At 41.5% G+C, this 25752-nt stretch carries 14 protein-coding genes; 13 read left to right on the top strand and 1 reads right to left on the bottom strand.

Going from position 1 to position 25752, the window contains the following annotated elements; translation table 11 throughout:
- The first annotated feature begins 173 nt into the window (after positions 1-173).
- The 10 genes from H8796_RS22965 to H8796_RS22920 all read left to right on the top strand — a co-directional run bounded on the left by H8796_RS22965 (position 174) and on the right by H8796_RS22920 (position 18142).
- The gene (locus tag H8796_RS22965; protein ID WP_117934107.1) at positions 174-3347 is read left to right on the top strand and encodes a TonB-dependent receptor; all 3174 of its coding nucleotides are present in this window, start codon (positions 174-176) and stop codon (positions 3345-3347) included.
- Positions 3348-3366: 19 nt separating this feature from the next.
- Positions 3367-5013, top strand: coding sequence for a RagB/SusD family nutrient uptake outer membrane protein (locus H8796_RS22960; RefSeq protein ID WP_117934105.1), 1647 nt, complete (start codon positions 3367-3369; stop codon positions 5011-5013).
- A gap of 14 nt (positions 5014-5027) precedes the next feature.
- A complete protein-coding gene (locus H8796_RS22955) occupies positions 5028-6434 on the top strand; it encodes a glycan-binding surface protein (RefSeq protein ID WP_117934103.1) in 1407 nt (468 codons plus the stop codon).
- 24 nt (positions 6435-6458) lie between these two features.
- Positions 6459-8681 (top strand): endo-1,4-beta-xylanase, encoded by a 2223-nt coding sequence (locus H8796_RS22950; RefSeq protein WP_117934101.1) that lies wholly within the window; start codon positions 6459-6461, stop codon positions 8679-8681.
- 332 nt (positions 8682-9013) lie between these two features.
- Complete coding sequence (locus H8796_RS22945; RefSeq protein WP_117934159.1) at positions 9014-10672, top strand: sialate O-acetylesterase; 1659 nt, start codon at positions 9014-9016, stop codon at positions 10670-10672.
- Positions 10673-10688: 16 nt separating this feature from the next.
- Entirely contained in the window at positions 10689-12104 is a 1416-nt protein-coding gene (locus H8796_RS22940) for an MFS transporter (RefSeq protein ID WP_117934099.1), read from the top strand.
- 39 nt (positions 12105-12143) lie between these two features.
- Positions 12144-13274: an endo-1,4-beta-xylanase gene (locus H8796_RS22935; protein WP_117934097.1), complete on the top strand. Its 1131-nt coding sequence runs from the start codon at positions 12144-12146 to the stop codon at positions 13272-13274.
- 27 nt (positions 13275-13301) lie between these two features.
- Positions 13302-14279, top strand: a complete 978-nt coding sequence (locus H8796_RS22930; RefSeq protein WP_117934095.1) for a glycoside hydrolase family 43 protein — start codon at positions 13302-13304, stop codon at positions 14277-14279.
- Positions 14280-14444: 165 nt separating this feature from the next.
- Complete coding sequence (locus H8796_RS22925; protein ID WP_117934093.1) at positions 14445-16580, top strand: alpha-glucuronidase family glycosyl hydrolase; 2136 nt, start codon at positions 14445-14447, stop codon at positions 16578-16580.
- A 107-nt stretch (positions 16581-16687) separates the two neighbouring features.
- Positions 16688-18142 (top strand): ATP-binding cassette domain-containing protein, encoded by a 1455-nt coding sequence (locus H8796_RS22920; protein ID WP_117934091.1) that lies wholly within the window; start codon positions 16688-16690, stop codon positions 18140-18142.
- A gap of 35 nt (positions 18143-18177) precedes the next feature.
- On the opposite strand, the gene H8796_RS22915 is transcribed toward H8796_RS22920, so the two are convergent.
- On the bottom strand, positions 18178-19998 hold the full coding sequence (locus tag H8796_RS22915; RefSeq protein ID WP_187343882.1) for a PAS domain-containing hybrid sensor histidine kinase/response regulator: 1821 nt from the start codon (positions 19996-19998) through the stop codon (positions 18178-18180).
- Between the two features lie 492 nt (positions 19999-20490).
- On the opposite strand from H8796_RS22915, the gene H8796_RS22910 reads away from it, so the two are divergent.
- The 3 genes from H8796_RS22910 (at position 20491) to H8796_RS22900 (ending at position 25745) form a co-directional block, all read left to right on the top strand.
- Positions 20491-20994 (top strand): RNA polymerase sigma factor, encoded by a 504-nt coding sequence (locus tag H8796_RS22910; protein ID WP_117934089.1) that lies wholly within the window; start codon positions 20491-20493, stop codon positions 20992-20994.
- Between the two features lie 67 nt (positions 20995-21061).
- Positions 21062-22126 carry a FecR family protein gene (locus H8796_RS22905; protein ID WP_117934087.1) on the top strand — a complete coding sequence of 355 codons (1065 nt, stop codon included), beginning with the start codon at positions 21062-21064 and terminating at the stop codon, positions 22124-22126.
- Between the two features lie 19 nt (positions 22127-22145).
- Positions 22146-25745, top strand: coding sequence for a SusC/RagA family TonB-linked outer membrane protein (locus H8796_RS22900; protein WP_117934085.1), 3600 nt, complete (start codon positions 22146-22148; stop codon positions 25743-25745).
- The last annotated feature ends 7 nt before the right edge of the window (positions 25746-25752 follow it).

Raw genomic sequence — 25752 nt, 5'->3', positions numbered from 1 at the left:
TGATATATTATCCATAAATTTGCATTAACCAAAAAAATGAATTGTCGGACACCTTAAAATAATAACTGCTTATGGAAACATGAATTCCTTACTCTATTCCTTATTATAAATAAGAAGAGAAAAACCTATAACTTGGATTAACCACTATCATTATTAATTAAAAAAATGATTTTATGGAAAGCACAAATCATTATTTTCGACCGTTAGGTCTTATCATTCTTTTCTGCCTCTTCCCTGTATGGGTATTGGCACAGACTGTTTCCGTGACGGGAGTGGTCAAAGATGCATCGGGCGAACCGATTATCGGAGCCAGTGTAGTAGAAGCTGGCACTACCAATGGTATAGTTACCGATTTGGATGGTAATTTTAAGTTGAATGTATCAGCCAAAGGTAGCTTGAAGATTTCTTTTATCGGATATCAGACACAAACGATTCCTGTAGCCGGGAAAAAGCAGTTTGATATTACCCTCAAAGAAGATGCAAAAGTATTAGACGAAGTAGTTGTAGTTGGATATGGTCAGATGAAACGTAGTGACCTGACCGGTTCTGTTGTATCGGTCAACGATGAAGCCATTAAGAAATCTGTAGTGACTTCCGTTGACCAGGTACTGCAAGGACGTGCTGCTGGTGTGCAGGTACAGGCTAATAGCGGTATGCCCGGTGGTAGTTCTTCCATCCGTATTCGTGGTATCAACTCTTTGAATGCCTCCAATGAACCTATCTTTGTCATTGACGGTGTTATCATCGACGGTTCCACAGGTTCGGGAAGTGATAATGCACTGGCATCTATCAATCCTTCGGACATCGTCTCTATGGACGTATTAAAGGATGCTTCCGCCACTGCTATTTATGGTGCGCGAGCTGCAAACGGTGTGATTATGATTACTACCAAACGTGGACAGAAAGGTGAGGCGCAAATAACTTATGACGGATATATAGGATGGCAGGAAATGCCTAAAAAACTGGATATGCTGAATCTGCGTGAATATGCGGAGCATAAGAATGTTCGTTCAGGAAAAGACTATTCGGGAAATGATTGGGGAATAGTGAACAAGGATAATAACTTTGTTCGTCCGGATTTACTAGGTGAGGGTACAGACTGGCAGGATGAGATGTTCTCTAAAGCTATGATGACCAGTCATAATCTTTCTGTGACCGGAGGTACTGATAAAAGTAACTATGCTTTGGGAGCAGGCTACCTCAATCAGGATGGTATTGCTGTTGGTTCAGGGTTCAGGCGTCTGAACTTACGAGGTAGTTTTGATGCCCAGGTGAAGAGCTATTTAAAAATGGGTATTAACTTTGCGTTTAGTAATTCCCGTCAGAAATTGACTGTATCTGACGAGTCGTTGATTAGAACTGCTTTATTGCAGAGTCCGAGTGTGGCTGTTCGTAATGCTGAAGGCACATTTGACGGACCGGATACGGACGAATGGGTACAAACGAATCCGGTGGGTCTTGCCATGATTAAGGATAACCGCAACGAGAAAATGGGTATTCGAGCAAACACCTATGCTGAAGCTACTATCATTGACGGACTGACGTTTAAAACGGAATTGTCTTTCGATTATGGGGTAGCTAATACTTATAAATTTGATCCCTCATATACTTTTGGTGCGATTGAAAATACGGACCGTCAGGGGACTTTCTCCAAATCATATAATAAGTTCTGGAGTTGGAGAAATATCGTGAATTACATGAAAACTTTTGGAGTGCATAATGTGAATGCAATGATTGGTCAGGAAATGCAGGAGAGCAAATGGGAATATCTGATGGGAAGCCGTATGGGATATTTGTCCAATGCCGCAACCGACCTGACATTGGGAGATGCCGCAACAGCCAAGAATAATGGTAATAGTGGAGAAAGTTCGATTTTATCTTATTTCGGCCGTCTGTTCTATTCGTACGATGACAAATATCTGTTGACATTTACTCTTCGTCGTGACGGTTCTTCCAAATTCTACAAAGATAATCGTTGGGGATGGTTCCCGTCGGCTGCTTTGGCTTGGAAGGTTTCCAATGAATCTTTTTTGAAAGACAACAATATTATTAATAATCTGAAATTGCGTTTAGGATGGGGTGTTGTAGGTAATCAGAATGTGCCTAATAATGCATATAAAGCCATTTATTCATCTGTTGCTACCGTTTGGGGAACAGGATTGCTGGCTGGCAATACTCCGAATCCCGAATTGAAATGGGAGTCTACTTATTCAAGTAATCTGGGACTTGATATTAATCTTTTCCAGAACAGGATTGAATTGATAGCCGATATTTATTATAAGAAAACAAATGATTTGTTGTTGCAAGTGCCTCTTCCTGCTTACGTGGGAACTTCAGGTCAGGGTTCTACTTCCGCACCCTGGAAGAATGTGGGTTCTTTGGAGAATAAAGGACTTGAGTTGACTTTAAATACAGTGAATATTGATAAAGGCGGATTTCAATGGAGAAGTAACGTGGTATTCTCTATGAACCGTAATAAAGTAAAATCGCTGGATACGGCAACCAGCCTGATAGATAAGAGTAATCAGACAGGCGAAACAATAACCGTACTGACGCGTACATCAGTAGGAAACCCTATCGGACAGTTTTATGGTTATAAAGTGATTGGTCGCTTTGAAAAGGCTACTGACTTTTACTATAAAGATGCTTCCGGAGCAATTAAGCCGGTAGCATTGCCTGAAGGTATGTCGATTTCCAAGAATAGTGTCTGGATTGGTGATTATATTTTTGAAGATGTAAACAAAGACGGTGTTATCAATGAACAGGACCGTACTTATATCGGTAATCCTGAACCGGACTTTACTTTCGGCTTCGGTAACTCTTTCTCTTATAAAGGCTTCGACTTGAGCATTAACCTGACCGGATCGGTGGGAAATGAAGTTGTAAACTGGGGACGTCGTGAACTTGAAAACCCACGTGGCAATAATAATATCCTGAAATCGGCTTTGGATTATGCACAATTGGCTTTGATTGATCCGAATGGTCCGGATGATTACCGGAATATACAGATTGTAGGTGGTGATCCTTATGCTTGTCGTATGGCTATTGCCAAAGGTACGGATGATTCCAATTATCGTTTCAGTGACCGGTTTGTGGAAGATGGTTCTTTCCTGCGTATTCAGTCTATCTCTTTCGGTTATACGTTCCCGCGTAAATGGCTGGCACCGATTGGTATTCAGAATCTGAAACTTTATTGTAACCTGCAGAATGTATATACATTCACAAAATACAAAGGGATGGATCCTGAAATAGGTTCAGCCAATCAGGATGCCTTGCTTACAGGTTTTGATAACTATCGTTATCCTTCTCCGCGAATTTATACATTCGGTCTGAATTTAACCTTTTAATCATTTAAAGTGACTAAATATGAAAACAAGTAAATATATATACTCTTTCATGTTGGCTGTAGCTTTGGCGTTTACAGGATGCAGTGACTTCCTCGATTCTAAAGATAACTCCAATATCGCAGGAGATAACTTTTATCAAACGGAAGATGATTTCCGGGCAGCAACAGCTCCTTTGTATAATAAGGTGTGGTTCGACTTTAACGATAAGTTCTATTATGGACTGGGTGACGGACGCGGATTCAACCTTTGTGCGACAACCTCTAATTATATCTATCCTTTTGCCGATTTGACCGAAACTGGATTGACGGGGCCGTTAGTTTCGGCTTGGGGCTCATTGTACAATATAGTACAGCAAACTAATAAGATTATTAACGGGATCAAAGGTAACTCATCCAATAGTGAAGAAGTGAAGAACCCATATATTGCTGAAGCACGGTTCATGCGTGGAGTTGCTTATTCCTATCTGGCGATGTTATGGGGAAATGTTATTATTAATGAAGATACGGATGAACTGGTGGCTAATCCAATTGTCAATACCAGCCCGGTAAGTGATGTCTATGAATTTGCGATGCGTGACTTGGAATTTGCGGCAAAATATTTGCCGGAGGTTTCTTCTGCTGCCGGGCGTGTCAATAAATACAGTGCCTTTGGCATGTTGTCGCGTGTTTATCTGACGTATGCCGGTTATAGTAGTAACCCTAATAGTGCGACCCGTAATCAGGACTATCTGGATTTGGCAAAGAAAGCGGCTTTAAAAGTGATAGAAAACAGAAATTTTGAACTGATGACTGATTATGCCGATTTGTTTATGATTGATAAAAATAACAACTCGGAAACACTGTTTGCTTTGCAATGGGTTAGTAATGGTACGTATGGAGAATGTAACACGATACAGGATTATTTTGCTTGTGAGTCGGCTATTACCGGTAATGACCGTGCATGGGGTGGCTATGTTTTTGCACAACCGGACGTGATTTGGGAGTATGAAAAAGGAGATAAACGACGTCAGCCGACTTGGATGGCTTATGGCGATCACTATCCTGAAATACAGAAAGCAAACGGAGGATATACTTGTGAGAAGAAAGCATCGGGTACTGTTTCCGGAATCTATTGTAAGAAATATGTTTGTGGTTCCAGCAAAGATAATGCGAAGATCACTTCTGGAAGTACTCCTATCAATACTTACATGCTGCGTCTGGCAGAAGTATATCTGATTTATGCAGAAGCTATATTGGGAAATAATTCTTCAACAGATGATGCCGATGCAATGGAATACTTTAACAAAGTGCGCAAGCGTGCCGGTTTGGAACCCCAAAATTCGATTACTTACGAAAATATTCGTCGTGAGCGTAGACTGGAACTTTGTCTGGAAGGACAGTATTGGTATGACTTGGTACGTAGAGCTTATTATAAACAACAGGAAGTACTCAATTATATCACCGGACAGGATAGGGGTACTGCTATTCCTGTAGTATGGGATGCGGATACACAGACTTTGAAGAGAGATGAGGATTCGGATGAAACGAAGCGTGCCATAGGTGATGTCGATTCCAGTATATTCCTTCTTCCTTATCCGGAATCGGAGACTGTGCAAAATCCTTTGTTGAAAGCGGATCCTGTGCCTTATGCATTTAAGGAAGACAGAATAACCGATTTGTTTAACTAAAAACGAGAATACGAATGAAAAGCTTGATATATAAAAATAGTATGAAAGCATTTGGCTTATTGGTGAGTCTGCTCATCTGCTCTTGTTCATTTGTTTCGTGTGACGACAACGATGATGATAATGGCGGAAGCGCTGTGATGAATATTACAGGGATTTACCTGGAAGACGCGAAGTCGAATGTTCCGGACCGCTTGGTTGATTTTGCCCGTTTGGGACAGCTGATCCGAATTGAAGGTGAAGGATTCAACGGATTGAAGAAAGTGTATATTAATGGATATAACTGTTATTTTAATCCGGTATTTGTTTCGAATAAATCTTTTCTGGTTAGTGTGAACAGTAAAGTTCCGACTACAGAAGCAGACGAGAATGTACGTAATACAATTCGTTTGGTAAAAGATGGCGGTGAATACGTTTATGATTTCCAGATTCGTGCTGCTGCACCGTCTATAACGAAAATCTCCAACTGTATGCCGAATGTAGGTGAACCTATCATTGTTTATGGAAGTGGATTGACGGAAATAGCAAAAGTCATTTTCCCCGGAAATGTGGTGGTGACAGAAGGTATTATTTCTGATCTTGACGGTGAATATTTTATGGTGGATATGCCTGCCGGAGTTTCTGAAGAGGGCGGTTCTATTTTCGTAGAAGGTTCGAATGGTGGTGCTTATTCTCCTGCCTATTTCAATTATAAGAAAGGCTTGTTGTTGAACTTCGATGGAGTGGGTGCACAAGGAGCATGGGGCGATTCTGAAAGTATGATTCAAACAACCGAACTGGAATCTGCTTCGATTGGTGAAGGTAATGTGTCGCAAGGTGCTTACTGTCGTTTGCCATTAGAAAGACAGTTGCCGGTGGCAGCAGCGAAGAATCGTTGTGCTGAAGTTTGGACAGCTGGTAATGGTACTGATCCTGACTGGTTGACGCTGGGTGTCCCTGCTGAAACTCCTGTTGCCGAATGTGCTATTCAGTTTGAAATCTATGTGCCCGAACCTTGGTCTGAATCCGGATTCCTGAAGATTTGTGGTCAGAACGGATTCAATGGTGGAGAATGGGAGAGAGACTGTTATAATTACGTACCGTGGCTTGTAGGCGGAAAGATCGTTCCTTTCCAGACAACCGGTTGGCAGACTGTAACTGTTCCGTTCAGTGAATTCTACAAATCGAAAGCATCCAGCGGAGCTTGGACCACTTTTGCCGATGTGGCCGCTACCCGTGCATCTGCTTCTTATGCCAACTTTGGTTTCTATTTTGAGAACTCTGATATTACATTGGATAAGATCACAGGTGCGAGTTCGGATAAAGAAACAGAGTTTCTATCCAAAACAACTTCCGTGAAGATTTATATTGATAACTGGCGTGTCGTACCTTTGACGAAGCCGGAATATACCGATTTCCCGGATGAAGAAGAGGATGCAGAATAATAATGACTTTAAATTGAAAAGATTATGAAATACAGAAATATGCTTCCGTTTGTTGCCTTGTCGGTGCTGATATTGACATCGTGTGACGATAATAAGATGGAGTGGTATAAAGACCCTACACATGGAGCGGTTACTTCTTCCGAACTGCCTTTACAGTTGGCTGAAAAGATTTCCCGTTACAAGCCGTTGAAAGAATATTTATCCGATCCCAACTTTAAGTTGGGTATCGGAGTGGGGATGGATGAATATCTTGGTGACGAGACAACGACTACCATTGTGAATGAGAACTTTAATGATCTGACGATAGGATATGCCATGAAGCACGGTCCTATGGTCGATTCTAAAGGGAATTTGAAATTTGATAAGGTCGATCAGTTGTTTACAAAGACCATAGAAGCGGGTATCAGCATTTATGGGCACTGTCTGATTTGGCACACTAATCAGAATGCGAGTTATCTGAATAGTCTGATTGCACCGGAAGTTATTCCGGGACCGGCGGGCAGTAATTTGTTGGATTTGTCGGGCATTGAAGATGGAACCTTTGATGGTTGGAATCGTAAAAATGGAAGTGATGCGATGTCCATTGTGGAAGGGGAAGGACTGACAGCTACTTCCAAAGCATTGAAATTTGCAGTAGGATCTTCTGTAACGGCTGCTCATTCAGTGCAATTATATACTCCTGACATTTCAGCAGTAAGTGGGCATAATTATGAAATTTCATTTTTTGTCCGTTCGGATAATCCCGGTAAAGCCCGGTTGACTTTTGCTGGGTTAGAGAATAATTATCCATATAAAGACTGGTATGCTACAGGTGGCAGTTGGACGGAAGCTTTTGAGACAACGTCTCAATGGCAGCAGGTGAAGATCACAGTGAATGATTTTGTTAGTACTACATTTCAGATTGCATTTGAATTTGGTTATTTGCCGGATGTGACTTATTATGTAGATAATATTGTTGTGACAGACAAAGATGCGGAGCCTACTGTGGTTAATCTGATTTCTAACGGAGATTTTGAAAGCAAAGCTATTACTCCTTGGGGAGCTTGGAGTAGTGGAAAGGCCGCGATTTCGGAAGAAGGTGAAGGATATGGAAGTTCATATTCGATGAAGCTGACTAGTTCTGTTGACGGAGGGGCGGGCAATGCATATAAGGCACAGGCCGGATATGGCTTTGATACTCCTTTGGAAGCTGGCAAGACCTATGAGTTCTCTGCTATGATTAAAGCAAGTGTCTCAACTACTTTCCAGATCCAAATTCAGAACTCATCGAGTTATGCAGGTGAATGCTATGTAGATGGAAATGTGAGTACGACTTGGACAGAATTTAAGAAAGAGTTTACAGTGTCTAAAGAGGATATGAATCGATTCTGTATCAATTTCGGAGTTAGTGCGGGTGATTATTATATAGATAATATCGTATTGTCGGAGAAAGTGGTGGAGACCCGTGCTGTCACCCGTGCTTCCGGTCCTACTATCATTGAGAAGACCGATGAAGAAAAAGCCGAGATCATCAGAGATGCCATGGAAGACTGGATTTCAAAGATGGTTACCCATTGCAAACCTTATGTTCATGCATGGGACGTAGTCAATGAACCGATGGATGACGGAAAAACATCAGACATTAAGACTGGTAAAGGCAAAACTGATCTGGCTTCTGATGAATTCTACTGGCAAGATTATTTCCTGACTCCGAAAGACTATGCAGTAGAAGCTTTCAAACTTGCCCGTCAGTATGGAAATCCGGATGACAAACTATTCATCAATGATTATAATCTGGAGTATAACCTCAATAAGTGTGACGGTCTGATTAAATATGTGGAATACATCGAAAGCAAAGGGGCCACAGTGGATGGTATCGGTACACAAATGCATATTGCTATTGATTCCAATAAAGACAATATTGCTCAAATGTTCCAGAAACTGGGTGCTACCGGTAAGTTGATTAAAGTATCCGAGTTGGATATTAAGGTTAACACCTCGTCGCCTACTATTGAAAATTTGGCACAACAGGCAGAAATGTATCAGTATGTCGTTGATATGTACAAGAAGTATATCCCGGCGGACAAACAATATGGTATTACCATCTGGGGAGTATCGGACAATGAAAAAGAACATGTGAATTGGATACCGAATGACGCTCCGAACCTTTGGGATGCTAATTATGCACGTAAACATGCTTATAAGGGAGTGGCCGATGGTTTGGCTGGTAAAGATGTCAGCGGAGACTTTACCGGAGATTTGGAATAAATGATTTTATAACGATTAAAGAAGGGGAGAGTGAGGGTTACAGTAGTTGTTATTATCTTGGAGTGGATCAAATGAATAACAATAACTACTGTAATCCGCTCGTTCTAAAACTTTCCCTTTCCTCTTGTTTATCGGTGGTTTCAGCTTGAATGTAACATTGCAACAAGTTTTTGTAACATACGTAAACGATGATGTAACAAGCGAGTAATGATTTGAATCAGAATTTCTGGGTAAGTGGGAAGAAACTTCCTAAGTTTGCAAAGTGGAATCCCGATGGATTTCTTCTCTTGCTAAATTATCATGAAATAAAGACATATAAAAGAAAAGACAGAATGAATAAGTATTGGTTTTATAAGGTAGGGTTAGTAGTTGTGTTCCTTTGCTTCGCCTTGTTGGGCGGAGCAAAGGTTAAACTTCCGGCTCTTGTTTCCGACGGAATGATACTTCAGCGTGGGGAACCTGTCAATATCTGGGGGACGGCTGGTCCTGATGAAACCGTTGATATAACTTTCCTGAAAAAGAAATATAAGACTGTTGCCGATGCACAAGGTAACTGGAAAGTGACTTTGCCTGTTTTGAAAGCCGGCGGACCTTATACGATGACTATTAATGATATCGAATTAAAGGATATTCTTATTGGTGATGTGTGGGTATGTTCGGGACAGTCGAATATGGAACTGCCTGTTTCGCGGGTTACAGATCGTTTTCGCGATGAAATATCTACGGACAGCAACTATCCGATGGTGCGCTATATAAAAACACCTCTGCTTTATAATTTTCATGCTCCGCAGACAGACATTCCGGGAATTTCCTGGCAAGCGATGACTCCTGAAAATGTGATGCCTTTTTCTGCTTTGGTCTATTTCTTCGCTAAAGAGATCTATCAAAAGACTAAAGTTCCGGTAGGAATCATAAATTCCAGTGTCGGAGGTTCACCGATAGAAGCGTGGAGCAGTGAGGAAGGTTTGAAGCCTTTTCCATTTTATTTGAATGAAAAGCGTATCTATGAATCGGACGATTTGGTGGAATCAATGAAAAAGGAGGAGAGAAAGAAAAGTCGTGCCTGGAATGTGGCATTGTATCAGGGAGACAAAGGAATGCATGAGGCTACCCCTTGGTATGCTGCCGATTATGATGATAGCAATTGGAAAGAAACAGATTTGTTTGCTTCCGGCTGGGCAACAAACGGACTGAATGCCATCAATGGTTCCCACTGGTTCCGTAAAGACTTTCAGGTGTCTGCCCAACAGGCAGGAGAAAAAGCGACTCTTCGCTTGGGATGTATCGTAGATGCGGATTCCGTCTATGTAAATGGCACATTTGTGGGGAGTGTCTCTTATCAATATCCTCCCCGTATCTATACCATTCCTGCCGGATTGCTGAAAGCCGGAAAAAATACAATAACCATACGCCTTTTCAGTTATGGCGGTCGTCCTCAATTTGTAAAGGAGAAGCCTTATAAAATTCTTTTCGGAAAAGGTCAGCCGGAAAAAGGAGAATCGGAGATCAATCTGGAGGGGAGTTGGAAATATCGCCTCGGTGCTCCTATGCCCGCTGCTCCGGGACAAACGGCTTTTCATTATAAACCCACAGGACTGTATAATGCCATGATTGCTCCTTTGCTGAACTATACGGTATCTGGTGTTATCTGGTATCAGGGAGAATCGAATGTCTCACGCAGAAATGAGTATAAAGACTTGCTGACAGCTATGATTACCGATTGGAGACAACGATGGAATAGATCAGATATGCCTTTCTATATCATTGAACTGGCGGATTTTCTTTCACCCACAGATAAAGGAGGACGCGCTGCCTGGGCGGAATTCCGGAAAGCGCAGGCGGAAGTAGCTGATACAAATAAAAATGTTACTCTGATTAAAAATAGTGATTTAGGAGAATGGAATGATATTCATCCATTGGATAAAAAGACGCTAGGGCAACGAGTGGCAGCAGCTATCTTGATAGAAATGAATACGAAAAACAGAAAATGACCAATTTATCTATTTTATGGAGAATGCAATGAAGACTAATGAAGCGAAAGGTTTCTATAAACTCTCTTGGCTTCAACGTATAGGATTCGGTTCCGGTGATTTGGCGCAAAACCTTATTTACCAGACCGTATGTATGTATCTGCTGATTTTTTATACCAATGTATATGGACTTAAACCGGAGGTGGCAGCCGTGATGTTTCTTATTGTCAGGATAGTGGATGTGCTTTGGGATCCTCTAGTGGGTGCTTTCGTCGATAAACACAATCCTAAACTAGGCAAATACCGTTCATACCTTATTTGGGGAGGAATTCCGCTGACTGGTTTTGCTATTCTTTGTTTTTGGAACGGCTTTTCGGGTTCACTGTTCTATGCCTATTTCACTTACGTTGGATTATCCATGTGTTATACATTGATTAATGTGCCTTATGGAGCACTGAATGCGTCACTTACCCGCGATACGAATGAAATCACGGTGTTGACGTCAGTGCGCATGTTTCTTGCCAATTTGGGCGGTTTGGCCGTGGCATACGGTATTCCGATACTGGTGAAGGTGTTGTCTCCCGATGGTAAAATCAATACTACTGCATCTGCTAACGCATGGTTTATTACGATGACTATTTATGCTGTTATCGGATTGGCGTTATTGGTGTTCTGCTTTAGCCAGACGAAGGAGCGTGTGGTTATGGATCAGGAGGAGACATCTAAAGTAAAAGTGTCCGACTTGTGGGTAGAATTTTGTAGAAATAAACCTTTGCGTATTTTGGCGTTCTTTTTCATTACTGCTTTTGCAATGATGGCGATTGGTAATTCTGCCGGTTCATATTATATGATTTATAATGTACGTGCCCCGGAGATGTTACCTTATTTCATGGCCTTGGGCTCGATACCCGCATTCATTTTCATGCCGATGGTACCTGCCATTAAACGTGCCATTGGAAAAAAGCAAATGTTTTATGTATTCCTTTCAGTCGCTATATTGGGTATGGCATTGCTGTATATTATTTCTGTGGTTCCGGTACTCAAAACGCAGATATGGTTGGTCTTTGTGGCGCAGTTCATAAAATCGACGGGAGTCATTATTGCGACAGGGTATATGTGGGCTTTGGTTCCTGAAGTAATTTCGTATGGCGAATATACTCATGGTAAACGTATTTCGGGTATAGTCAATGCTTTGACTGGTATTTTCTATAAAGCGGGAATGGCTCTTGGAGGAGTTGTACCGGGACTTGTTATGGCTTTTGTCGGATTCGACCAGACAAATGAAGTGTCACAATCGCCTTTTGCCGAACAGGGAATACTGTGGCTCGTAGCCGTTATTCCGGCATTGTTACTTTTGGTCGCTATGTTCATTATTTCTAAATATGAATTGGAAGATAATGTGATTGACAATATAAATGAGGAGATAGAATCGCGCTGTAAAAAAGGCGAATAGATAAGATAGTAGAATGTTTATTACTCAAAAATATAACGTATGAAACTCAAACGAATAATTCTGTTGTTATTGACTGTGATGTTTACTTTTTTTTATGGAGAAGTTTTTGCGAAAGATGGAAATTCGCTGAAAAAGGCTTTGAAAAACAAGTTTTTGATTGGCGTGTCAGTGAACACACATCAAAGTTCCGGTAAGGATGTCGCAGCTGTTGAAGTTGTAAAGAAGAATTTTAATTCCATCGTGGCGGAAAACTGCATGAAGTCTTCTGTCATTCATCCGAAAGAAAATAAGTATAATTTTGCGCAGGCAGATGAATTTGTCAGTTTTGGTGAGAGCAATCAAATGGCTATTATTGGTCACTGCCTGATTTGGCATTCACAATTGGCTCCTTGGTTTTGCGTAGATAAGGACGGGAACAATGTTTCTCCGGAAGTCCTGAAGAAGCGGATGAAAGATCATATCATGACTATCGTGAAACGCTATAAAGGCCGCATCAAAGGCTGGGATGTAGTAAATGAAGCGATTGAAGATAATGGAGCATATCGCAAGACAAAGTTTTATGAGATTCTGGGTGAAGAATATATCCCATTGGCTTTCCAATATGCACACGAGGCTGATCCGGATGCCGAACTTTACTACAATGACTACTCAATGGCCCAACCGGGCAGAAGAGAAGCCGTCGTGAAAATGGTGAACGATTTGAAAAGACGTGGAATCCGTATTGATGCCGTAGGTATGCAAGGGCATATCGGCATGGACTACCCGAAAATCAGTGAATTTGAGAAGAGTATGTTGGCTTTTGCCGGAACAGGAGTGAAGATAATGATAACAGAACTGGATTTGACGGTGATACCATCACCGAATCCCAATGTAGGTGCAGAGGTTTCCGCTTCCTTCGAATATAAAAAAGAGATGAATCCTTATCCGGATGGATTGCCGGAAGAGGTATCGAAAGCATGGACTGAAAGAATGAATGACTTTTTCCGTCTGTTCCTGAAACATCATAACCTCATCACCAGGGTTACTCTTTGGGGAGTAGCCGATCAGAACTCTTGGCGTAATGACTGGCCGATGAGAGGCCGCACGGATTATCCGTTACTTTTTGATCGCAATTATCAGCCGAAGCCGGTAGTCGACCTGATTATCAAAGAGGCTGAAAAAACAAAATAAGTTTCTAACAGAAAAAACAGAAATAGTATGAAAACAGAAAAAAGATATTTAGTTCCCGGTGATTATATGGCTGACCCTGCCGTACATGTATTTGATGGCAAACTGTATATTTATCCCTCTCACGATTGGGAAAGTGGTATTGCCGAAAATGATAATGGCGATCATTTCAATATGAAAGATTATCACGTGTATTCTATGGATGATGTGATGAACGGTGAAATAAAAGATCATGGAGTGGTGCTTTCCACAGAGGATATTCCTTGGGCGGGCCGTCAACTTTGGGATTGTGATGTGGTTTGTAAAGATGGTAAGTATTATATGTATTTTCCATTGAAAGATCAGAATGATATATTTCGTATCGGGGTAGCTGTGAGTGATAAACCTTATGGTCCTTTTATACCGGAAGCTAATCCGATGAAGGGAAGTTACAGCATCGATCCGGCTGTATGGGATGATGGAGATGGTAACTATTATATGTATTTCGGTGGATTGTGGGGTGGACAACTTCAACGTTACCGTAATAATAAAGCCTTGGAATCTGCTATTTTGCCGGAAGGAGAGGAGGAAGCAATTCCGTCGCGTGTTGCTCGTTTGAGTGAAGACATGATGGAGTTTGCCGAAGAACCCCGTGCAGTGGTAATTCTGGATGAAGACGGTAAGCCATTGACAGCAGGGGATACGGAACGCCGTTTCTTCGAAGCTTCGTGGATGCATAAATATAATGGTAAATACTATTTTTCCTATTCTACGGGAGACACTCATCTGCTCTGCTATGCAATAGGTGATAACCCTTATGGTCCGTTTACTTATCAGGGAATCATTCTGACTCCGGTGGTAGGATGGACTACTCACCATGCTATTGTAGAGTTTAAAGGTAAGTGGTATCTGTTTCATCACGATTGTGTACCATCAGAGGGAAAGACTTGGCTCCGTAGCCTAAAAGTCTGTGAACTTCAGTATGATGCAGACGGGCGAATTATTACCATTGAGGGAAAAGATGAATAATAGGATACATTAAAACAACCGCCTCTATTTGAAAAACATACCTACTTTTACTAGAATATTAGGTAATAGGGATTTTTCAGGTAGAGGCGGTTATTATTAACTATGAATGCTTAATTTACTTATGCTATCATACTGTAAATTAATTGTGATAACATACTTTGTACTATGAGAAATATATTTGCATTGACATTCACTTTGTTTTTTTGCTTTTCTTCTATTTGGGCAGAAGATGGAAGTGCCTTGTGGCTTCGTTATGCATCGGGAGCGAAAGCGGAAATTAGCAGTAAGAAACAATCGCCTACATTACGTATTGCAGTTTCCGAATTACAGAACTTCTGGCAGGGAGGAATCCCGGTTACTTTGGAGGTCCGGAACAATAAAGAACTTCGTGCACTTGGAAATGAGGGATATACGATTCAGACCTCCAAAGATGGCAGTCAAATAACGATAGCTTCTTCCGGTGAACAAGGAGTACTTTATGGAACGTATCATTTACTCCGTCTGCAAGCTACCGGACAACTACCGGAATCAGCTTTGCAATCCCTCAATATCTCCGAACGACCTGATTATCGAATTCGTATCCTGAATCATTGGGATAACTTGGATGGTACAATCGAACGCGGATATGCCGGACATTCACTTTGGAAATGGGACGAACTTCCGTCTGTTGTCTCTCCCCGTTATGAAGCTTATGCTCGTGCCAATGCTTCTATCGGCATTAATGCCACCGTAATAAACAATGTCAATGCAAGTCCTAAGATACTATCTAATGATTATTTGCAGAAAGTCAAAGTCTTGGCCGACGTTTTCCGCCCTTATGGCTTGAAAATATATCTTTCTATCAATTTCTCTTCTCCCGCAGCTTTAGGCGGTTTATCCACTTCCGATCCGTTGAATAAAGAAGTGATAGACTGGTGGAAGCAGAAAGCCAAAGAGATTTATTCTCTGATTCCCGATTTCGGAGGTTTTCTGGTGAAAGCGAATTCCGAAGGGCAGCCCGGTCCGTGTGATTACGGACGCACTCATGCCGAAGGAGCCAATATGCTTGCTGATGTGTTGAGGCCTTATCATGGAATTGTGATGTGGCGTGCTTTCGTTTATTCTCCTACCGACAGCGACCGTGCCAAACAAGCCTATCTTGAATTTGAACCTTTGGATGGTAAGTTTCGGGATAATGTTATTGTGCAGATCAAGAACGGTCCGATAGATTTCCAACCCCGTGAGCCATTCAGCCCGCTGTTCGGAGCTATGAAGAAGACGGCAGTTATGCCCGAGTTTCAGATCACACAAGAGTATCTTGGCTTTTCCAATCATCTTGCGTTCCTTGCTCCTATGTGGAAAGAGTGTTTAGACAGTGATACTTATCTACAAGGCAAAGGCTCTACCGTTGCCCGTGTGACAGATGGTTCTTTATTCTTTCATCCGCTCACGGCTATTTCCGGAGTGGCAAACATCGGTGATGATACTAATTGGTGTGGACATCCTTTTGCTCAAGCCAACTGGTATGCTTTCGGACGATTGGCATGGAAACATTCGCTCTCTTCCGAACAGATAGGAGAAGAATGGTTGAAACAAACTTTTCTTCCCGTTACCGGTGCGCAAACCGATACTCCGGCAGGAGAAGTCATTCAAAAAGAGCAAATCGACGCTCAACTCTCTTTTCTCAACTCTCAAGTGCTTCAGAAATCGAGAGAAGCAGTAGTAGACTACATGATGCCTCTCGGCTTGCATCATATCTTTGCATGGGGACATCATTACGGACCGGAACCCTGGTGTGATATTCCCGATGCCCGCCCGGATTGGCTACCTCCTTATTACCACCGTGCCGACAACATGGGAATAGGTTTCGACCGCAGCAGTACAGGAAGTAATGCTACCGGACAATACCATTCTCCATTATGCGAGCAACTGGACAATGTGAATACTTGTCCGGAGAATCTGCTCCTTTGGTTTCACCATGTCCCTTGGAATCATCAGATGAAGAACGGACGTACACTTTGGGCAGAACTGTGCTACGCGTATGATCGTGGTGTAAACGAAGTGAGAAACTTTCAAAAAGTGTGGGACAGGATGGAACCGTATATTGATTCCGAACGTTTTCGTGATGTGCAACACCGCCTGAAGATTCAGGCACGGGATGCGGTCTGGTGGCGGGATGCTTGTTTGCTTTACTTCCAGCAATTCAGCAGACAACCGATACCTTACGAATTGGAACGTCCCATACACGAGTTGAAAGATATGATGGAATACAAATTGGATATTACCAATTTTGAATGTCCACCTTATGGGTTTAGTAAGTAAATAAAGATATTCCTTCTACGCAACGAATAAGAATATGTTTGCAATTTGGCGTCTTTTATGATAAAATTGTTACCTTTGCGGGCAATAATAAAACAGAATAAAAGAATATGAACCAAAATACATTCTGCATGGCGGGGGGCGTAGCACGCAACCCGCTTGTGCGTTTAGCCAAACCCATCACGACAACTATCGGAGCGAATGAACACATAGCTATTGTAGGTCCCAATGGTGGTGGTAAAAGTCTTTTTGTAGATACCCTGATCGGAAAATATCCATTGCGTGAAGGAACCGTACAATATGATTTTTCCCCCTCTGCCACCCAGACTCTTTATGATAATGTGAAATACATTGCTTTCCGTGATACCTATGGAGCCGCCGATGCCAATTACTACTACCAGCAGCGTTGGAATGCTCACGATCAGGATGAAGCTCCTGATGTTCGTGAGATGTTGGGAGAAATCAAGGACGAGCAACTACAACGCGAACTGTTTGAACTCTTCCGTATCGAACCGTTGCTCGACAAGAAAATTATTCTCCTTTCCAGCGGTGAATTACGTAAATTCCAGCTAACCAAAACCCTGTTGACTGCTCCCCGCGTGTTGATTATGGATAATCCGTTTATCGGACTGGATGCTCCTACGCGTGAACTGTTGTTTTCTTTGCTCGAACGTCTGACAAAAATGTCGTCCGTACAGATCATTCTGGTACTTTCCATGCTCGATGATATACCTTCATTCATCACTCATGTCATTCCTGTGGACAAAATGGAGGTCTTTCCTAAAATGGAACGTGAAGCCTATCTGGACGCTTTCCGCAGTAGAGATGTGGTTACCTCTTTTGATGATTTGCAGCAACGGATTATAGATTTGCCATCTGATGGCAACAATTACGATTCGGAGGAAGTAGTAAAACTCAATAAGGTCAGTATCCGTTATGGCGACCGAACTATTCTGAAAGAACTGGACTGGACAGTCTGTCGTGGTGAGAAGTGGGCGTTGAGTGGTGAGAACGGTGCCGGGAAATCGACTCTGTTAAGCCTTGTCTGTGCAGACAATCCGCAATCGTATGCTTGTGACATCAGTCTCTTCGGACGGAAAAGAGGGACGGGAGAAAGTATTTGGGAAATCAAGAAACATATCGGTTACGTAAGTCCGGAGATGCACCGTGCTTATCTTAAAAATCTGCCCGCTATTGAGATTGTAGCCAGTGGTTTGCATGACAGTATCGGTCTGTATAAACGTCCTCAACCGGAACAGATGGCTATCTGTGAGTGGTGGATGGATATATTTGGCATTGCAGATTTGAAAGATAAGCCATTCTTGCAACTATCCAGTGGAGAACAACGTTTGGCCTTGTTGGCAAGAGCTTTCGTCAAAGATCCGGAACTGCTGATTCTGGATGAACCGCTTCATGGCTTGGACACCTATAATCGTCGGCGGGTAAAGAAAGTGATCGAGGCTTTCTGCCGACGCAAAGATAAGGCGATGATTATGGTGACACATTATGAATCGGAACTTCCCGACACTATAACAGATCGTATTTTCTTAAAGAGAAACCGGTAAACATTGTTTTCTGATATTTATTTTGAATTTAGATTTTAGTTAATCGGATGTGTAAACCAGAAACAAGAACCTTTCCCCGGTTCAGATTCCACTCCGATTTTGCCGCCTAACTGTGTGACGATACTTTGACAGATAGGGAGTCCCAGCCCTGTGCCGGCAATGAAATTATTCAATTTCACGAATCGGGTAAAGATAGCTTCCTGCTTTTCCGGTTCGATGCCCATTCCCGTATCTTGAACCGAGAATCTGACTTCATTTCCGTTGATTCGGTAATCAATAACAATACTGCCCTCGGAAGTAAATTTCAGAGCATTCGTTACAAAATTCAGCAATACTTGATACAACCTGTTTTTGTCGCTGGTAAAAGTAAGCTCGGGCAGTTCCGGTGCTAAGAGAATCTCTACTTGCTCTGTAGCCCTTACCTGCATAGATTGTAACAGTTCGTTGCAAAGCTGTTGTGCATCCACTTGTTCCGGAATAATGTCGAAAGTCCCTGCCTCAATCTTTGACAAGTCAAGAATATCCGATATCAGTTGTAACAAGAGCTTGTTGTTCTCTTCAATAATCTTTGCATACAGATGTTTTTCTTCTGCATCCTCCGCTTCCTCAAGCAAACTGGAAAAGCCTACTATCGCATTGAGCGGGGTACGTATCTCATGACTCATATTCGCAAGAAAAGCAGATTTTAGCCGGTCGGCTTCTTCAGCTTTCTCTTTGGCACCAATCAGCATCCGCTCTGTCTCTTTCAGTTCGGTAATATCAAAGTTGATACACAGCATTTCGATGATATTATCCTGCGGCTGATAATTCCTGACTAATACGTTAACCCGTGTCCAAGTGTAATTTCCATCTGCTCTGCGAATGCGGACATCGCGGGATAGCTTGGAACTTTCTCCTTTTATCACTTTATCCAGAAAGTCGATCATCGCAGCCCGATCTTCCGGATGGAAATGGGAATGAATGCCGATGATTTCCGGCAATGGGGTACCCTCTTCTTCACCTACATTCCTGTACCAGCTTCTCAAAGCATACCCATCCCGACTCAAAGCATCGAAGTGCGCGTAACCTACTTTGGCATAATCTCCTACCAGGTCGAAAAAACTCTCGAATTCCTGAATCTTATTATAAGCAATTGTATCTTCGGTCTTGTCTACATTAATTAAGAGGTAGTTGATAGGTTCGTGATTGTGATCGTATAGAGTGGTGACTTTCGTTGTTAAGTCAATGAAGCCGGTTGTACTGTTAGGTTGATAATATTTGTTGATTTTGGAAAAGTCATACCGGAATGTAAAATCTGCGTTCTCATTGTCTCTAATCTTTTGTTTTATCTCCTCCGGCAATATAGGATTCTCGAAAATGTTGACTCCTAGAATATCTTCTTTATTGGAAATACGGAACATTTCCATATCTTTTTTATTCAGGTCGACCATTTGACCGTCCTTATCATATAATTCGATGCCTACTGGAAGATTCTTATAAATATTATGCAGGATACGCTCGCTATTTTGTAGAGCCTGATGAGCAGATGCAATATGAATTCCCTCTTGTGTTTCGGCAATTCCATATACTTTGGTATTACCATTTTCGTCTGTTTCCTGAAAGCATGCCTTGCTGCGAATCCATACATGGCCTTTGGGAGTATCAAACAAGTATATTTCTTCTACAGTCTGTTGTACTTTGTCAAAAGACGGAAAAGTGGCGTATCCTTGGTCTTCTTTTAGAATACGCTTGTTGAAATCTTCGAAACTGATGAGCCCGTCTTCTCCTATTCCGAGTAGTTGGGAGATAAGTTCCGAACACTTGTAAGTCTCTGCTTTCAAGTCAGCTTCCCACCATCCTATATTCGCTTTGTTCATAAGCTTTTGTAGGAATTCGCTTTCGTTTTGTTCGTTTATTTTCAAGATATGTCTGTATTATCAGGTAGTTAGACAATAATTTGCTCGTAAAAATAATCATTTTTGTTGAATTCCACCTTAAAAAAGTAAAAGATAGTATGATTGTATCACGAGGAAAGTCCGTACTACAAAGAAAATGGGCATATATGAGCAGAATATCAATAAATTATCTTCGTGTAAAAAAAGTAATCGAAACATTCTGTAAGCGTAAAGATAAAGCGAAGATTAAATCAACGTCCAGATGAATGGAAACGGCCGGATATAGTTCTGAATCGTATCTTTCTGGAGAGAAACAGGGTGTCAAAATATTAAGAGTCAGACGATGGGAATAGAATATGTCTATAACAACAAATGTATTTATATGAATTATAATCTTTTTTAATAAATAGAATGTTTTTTGCTCCAATTGGTTATCTTTGCGCTCTATGAAACGCAAAAAGTAACTATAAATACATGAATAATAGTCAAAATGCTATAACTGTTATATACAGGGAACATTGGCAAAAACTCTATATTCATGCATATAATCTGCTGAATGATGAGGAAAGCGCAAAAGATGTGGTGAACGATGTCTTTTGTTCGGTGCTTGAGAGCAACGAACGGTTGACAACGGAAGAGGATCTGTTGCCGTTATTCTTCGTCATGGTGCGAAATCGTTGTATTGACCAAATACGCCATCAGAACGTGGTGCATAAAAATGCGGAAAGATATCTGGAAGAACTTTACAGTGGCTGGACTGTGAAAGAATACCGTGAGTATGAAGATAAGATAAACCGGATGCAGGAGAGCATTCGCCAGATGGCTCCGCAAATGCGAACCGTAGTGGAAGAATTCTTCTTAAATGAAAAGAAATGTGCGGAAATCAGTGAAAAGTTATGTATTAGTGATAATACCGTTAGAACGCACATTGCCAGAGCTTTAAAGATACTCCGAAAACAATTAACCATCTTTTTTTAAAAAAAAATCCTATCGGGGTGTCATCAGTTTCAGTAACCTTTACGTGTTTAATGAAACTATTGACACTATGATAGACCATTCAGATAAAAATTTAGATTATGCACTTCGTGCCATACAACATCCGCAATTAAGGGAAACTGATGAATTTCTTCAGTGGATAAGTATACCTGAAAATAAAGAACTTTTCTTGGAATTAATGGCTTGTAAGGAAGCTGTGATACGTGAGAATCTGGAACGGAAACGTAGAGTCAGATCAAGAATGTATATAGGGGTGGCGGCTTTTACTGCAGCTGCCGTATTAGTGCTGGTTTTTCTGATTCCTTCGTTATTTCCAACTACGCCCCAGTCAATGGAACAACCGATACGGTTCTTTGCTGCAATCACTGATGGAGAATATGTGATGCTGCAAACAGATGGTCATAGTGAACAACTGTTGGAGGATAGTGTGATGAATCTTAAAGAAGTGGAAGCATTAACTCCGGACACAATATGTTGTCAGACTTTGACTACCCCACGTGGGAAGAGCTTTCTATTGGTGTTGTCAGATGGTACTAAAGTCTGGATAAATGCTGAAAGTAGCCTGCGTTATCCTGTGGCTTTTAATGGGAAGGAACGGCGTGTAGAACTGAAAGGGGAAGCCTGTTTCGAGGTTGCGAAGAATGAAAAGTGTCCGTTTATTGTAAGTGCCGATGGTATGGAAACTAGGGTCTTAGGTACTAAATTCAATATACGTTCATATAAAACGGAGGACCGACACGTGACTTTGGTACAAGGAAAGGTGGAGGTTACGAATATGACCAGTCATCAATCCGTTATACTTCAGCCAGGTCAGGATCTCACTTATACGGAAAACGGAGAAGAAAATATCTCACGTGTGAACATTGCGACTTATACAGCTTGGACTGAAGGAATGTTTTATTTTGAAGATGCATCATTGAAAGACATTATGAGTTCTTTAGGCAGATGGTATAACGTGAATATTGATTTCGAACAAGCGGAACTATACCATATCCGGTTAAACTTCTGGGCTAACCGTGATGCCCGCTTGGAAGAAGCTTTGGAACTTCTGAATAAATTGGAGAAAGTACGTGTGGATTATCAAGACGAAACGATCACGATTAAACATATATAACTTTACAAATACAACTCTTATGAAAAAGCAACAATTTACATTGTCTTACAAAAAGGCAACGGGAAGGATCGTGTGGATGAAAACCGCCTTTTTATTGCTGATGTTTGTAACTGCCTTGCATGGATGGGCACAAAGTACGGACAACAAACTGATTTCTTTGGAACTGAAAGAAGCATCGCTGGGAGAGGCTTTGAAGCAGTTCAGCAATGTGTCCGGTTATAAGGTGAATTTCCCTAGTGAAGATGTCGGTCCGTACCGGGTAAGTGTCAGTATACGCCAGTTGGCACCTTTGTCTGCGCTTCAGAAAATTCTAGAGGGAAAACCTTTTGAATATGAGGTGAACCAGCATTTCATTACTATCCGTAAAGTGAAAACCACTTCCACAGGTGCTGTACGGAAAACTAGAAGTGTAGAGGGAAGGGTGGTAGATGAAAAAGGTACCCCATTACCAGGCGCAAATATTCGGGGAATCAATAGCCCGTTCGGAGCTATTGCCAATGTCGAAGGAAATTTTACCTGTAAGGTGTTGGAGGAAACTCACACTTTGGAAGTCTCTTTTGTCGGTATGCAGACAGAAAAAGTTTCTATTAAAGGACGTACTCATGTCAATGTGATTATGCACGAAGACAAACAACAGTTGGGAGATGTCGTAGTGACCGGTTATCAGCGTATTAGTCGGGAGCGTTCTACCGCTGCTTTCGGCTTTGTGGATTCCGAACAACTGACAAGACAGATGCACACGGACCTGACTTCTTCTCTGGAAGGACAAGTGGCCGGCTTGCGTATGAATATTAATCCGAATAATGGTGATATGAGTCCTATCCTTCGTGGTGTAGGTACATTCTCGAATGATGTAGGAACAGATCCGCTGATTGTTGTAGATGATATGCCGACAAACTTGACTCTAAGTGAGATAAATCCCTATAATGTGGAGAGCGTGACTGTCTTGAAGGATGCAGCGGCAGCTAGTATTTATGGTGCTTTGGCTGCAAACGGAGTTATTGTGGTAGTAACCAAGCAGGCTAAAGAAGAAGGAGCACATGTAAGTATCAATGCAGACTGGTTCATCACTAGCAAACCTAATTTCAATAGTTTAAATCTGGCTTCTACAAGCGATATCATTGATTATCAGACTGCGGTATTTGATGCTAATGTGGCTGAATCCGGCAGTGCTTCCAGTTTTCTATCCACTTATAAATCAGGTTACTATTATCCATTATTTCAGCTTTATTTAGATAAGGAGAATGGAACGGTAAGTAACAGTGAAGTAGAAAATACACTGAATCAGTGGCGTAATAACGACTATTATAAAGAGTATCGTGATAATGCTTGGCGTGCAGCTGTGACGCAACGTTATAATATGACTGTTTCTCAAAAAGTAGGGGACAGTAATCATTTTCTTTCTTTCAATTATGAAAATAACAAAGGGCGTACTATAAATGACAAAAGCAATAGATTTTCTTTGTACTACAAGTCGAACTATGCTATCACCAGTTGGCTGAATGTGAATGCCGGAGTGGATGCCCGCTTGGGACGTAGTGACACGCCTAATAGTCTATTTACCGGTTATACCTTACAACAACGTTATGAAAGAATACTGGATGACGATGGCGGGCATTACAATTCTCCCTATGTAAATGTAAGCGGATATTCAGGTGGCTCTTATAATGGGGGAGTGGTAAGTCAGGCGGAAGGTGTTTCACCTTATAAATCATTTGGCTTCAATGTGCTTGATGCCTTAGGTGAAAGTGGCACAAAATCGCATGATGTTAGTATACGTCCGTTTGTCAGCTTGCAGGCTCGTTTTTTGAAGATGTTCAAATACAATTTTATGTATCAATATGAATGGAACAATAGTAAAAGTGAGGTGTATGATGCAGAAGATTCTTATTTGATGCGTATGACGCACAATTCCATGATTGATACGGATGGGAACTCGGGGATGCCGAAAGGTGGACGATTCTATCAAAGTGAAGTGGGAAGTAACCGTTATACGGTCCGTAACCAGATAGATTTTGATAAAAATTGGAAGGATCATTCTGTAACAGCTATCGCCGGATTGGAATTTCGGGAAAATAAAATTCCTAAATTAACCAGACAGCTAATGTACGGTTACGATCCCCAAACGTTAACTTCCGATATAATAGATTGGCAAGCATATCGCGATGGAATAGGGACAAGTGCTCTTTCCGGTAATACTATTAAGTTAACAGGTTTGTCGGCTACATTGCAAGAATCACGCCATCGTTATGCGTCTTTTTATGCTAATGCGGGTTATTCGTATCTGTCACGTTACAATGTCTCCGGAAGTATTCGCTGGGATCAGGCAGACTTGTTCGGACTTGATATCCGTAACCAACGTCACCCTCTGTGGTCGGTCGGTGCTTCTTGGATTGTGTCGGGCGAGTCATTTATGAAAGAACTTTTTTGGCTTGATTTTTTGAAATTACGTATGACCTATGGTATTAATGGTAATGTAGACCAAAGTTCGACTACCTATTTTGTGGTAAAGCAAAAAACTCAGAGTAATCCGATTAAGACGAATTATCTGACTTATGAAGATAATGATCTTCCGAACCCTAAACTTCGTTGGGAAAAAACTGCTACTTATAATGTGGGAATGGATTTCCGTCTTTTCAATAATGTGATTGCCGGTAGCTTGGAATATTATAACCGTTCTGCGTCAGATTTGCTTGTACGTCGATACATGGATCCCACTTTGGGAGCTAAATCACGTGTCGTGAACAATGGCAAAATGCGTAACCGGGGTATTGAGTTATCACTCACAACCAATATTATCAGAAAGAAAGACTGGAACTTTGCCATTGATTTCAACTTCGCTCATAACAAAAATAAAATGATAAAAGTGGATCATAGCGATTCGGACACATCGACAAGCTTTATCAAGAGTCCGCTGAACTACTTTATGGAGGGAACCAGTCATAACACGCTTTGGGCTTACCGCATCGATCGTATTGAGAATGGATATCCGGTAGCGGTGGATAAGGACGGGAATGATCTTGTAACATTTAATGAAGATGGAACGGTGGCTAACATTACTACCGGATCATCCCTTAAAGGTACAGATGATCTGGTAAATCTTGGTTCACTGACGCCTAAATTCAATGGAGCGCTGACTTTCAGACTAAGCTATAAAGGAATTGATCTGAATGCTTTCCTTGTATATGCAGGAGGTAATAAATTACGTAATAGTGTAGTAGATATGAATGATCAGGTGGGAAGTCAGACATTGAAAGATATTACTAATCGTTGGAGCTCTGATGATCCGAATGGAGATGTACGTATGTATATTGATATGCCTGCAAAAGTGAAAACTTATGCGGGGACTTTTCAGGATTGGTGGCGGTATGGTGACATCAATGTAAAAGATGCCGGCTATGTGAAACTACGTAGTCTGAGTTTGGGATATAATTTGCCGTCTGACATTTGTCGTCAACTCCGGCTTAGTTCGCTGAAGGTGAAATTGCAGGTGAACAATCTTTTTACCTGGTGTAAGGCAGGAAATGATATAGACCCGGAGAGCTACGATCTAAACGGAGGTACTCGTGGCATGGCCTCGCCCAAGACTTACTCTATTGGATTATCAACAAGTTTCTAATTATTAA

The organism is Bacteroides sp. M10 (assembly GCF_014334015.1).
Classification (GTDB): Bacteria; Bacteroidota; Bacteroidia; order Bacteroidales; family Bacteroidaceae; genus Bacteroides; species Bacteroides intestinigallinarum.
This window is presented reverse-complemented; position numbering and strand designations above follow the sequence as displayed.

Bases quoted from the DNA above. Each gene is read 5' to 3' on its own strand.
- H8796_RS22965 (WP_117934107.1), top strand. From the start codon at position 174: ATGGAAAGCACAAATCATTATTTTCGACCGTTAGGTCTTATCATTCTT.
- H8796_RS22925 (WP_117934093.1), top strand. From the start codon at position 14,445: ATGAGAAATATATTTGCATTGACATTCACTTTGTTTTTTTGCTTTTCT.
- H8796_RS22945 (WP_117934159.1), top strand. From the start codon at position 9,014: ATGAATAAGTATTGGTTTTATAAGGTAGGGTTAGTAGTTGTGTTCCTT.
- H8796_RS22905 (WP_117934087.1), top strand. From the start codon at position 21,062: ATGATAGACCATTCAGATAAAAATTTAGATTATGCACTTCGTGCCATA.
- H8796_RS22915 (WP_187343882.1), bottom strand. From the start codon at position 19,998: ATGAACAAAGCGAATATAGGATGGTGGGAAGCTGACTTGAAAGCAGAG.
- H8796_RS22935 (WP_117934097.1), top strand. From the start codon at position 12,144: ATGAAACTCAAACGAATAATTCTGTTGTTATTGACTGTGATGTTTACT.
- H8796_RS22950 (WP_117934101.1), top strand. From the start codon at position 6,459: ATGAAATACAGAAATATGCTTCCGTTTGTTGCCTTGTCGGTGCTGATA.
- H8796_RS22940 (WP_117934099.1), top strand. From the start codon at position 10,689: ATGGAGAATGCAATGAAGACTAATGAAGCGAAAGGTTTCTATAAACTC.
- H8796_RS22920 (WP_117934091.1), top strand. From the start codon at position 16,688: ATGAACCAAAATACATTCTGCATGGCGGGGGGCGTAGCACGCAACCCG.
- H8796_RS22910 (WP_117934089.1), top strand. From the start codon at position 20,491: ATGAATAATAGTCAAAATGCTATAACTGTTATATACAGGGAACATTGG.
- H8796_RS22900 (WP_117934085.1), top strand. From the start codon at position 22,146: ATGAAAAAGCAACAATTTACATTGTCTTACAAAAAGGCAACGGGAAGG.
- H8796_RS22955 (WP_117934103.1), top strand. From the start codon at position 5,028: ATGAAAAGCTTGATATATAAAAATAGTATGAAAGCATTTGGCTTATTG.
- H8796_RS22930 (WP_117934095.1), top strand. From the start codon at position 13,302: ATGAAAACAGAAAAAAGATATTTAGTTCCCGGTGATTATATGGCTGAC.
- H8796_RS22960 (WP_117934105.1), top strand. From the start codon at position 3,367: ATGAAAACAAGTAAATATATATACTCTTTCATGTTGGCTGTAGCTTTG.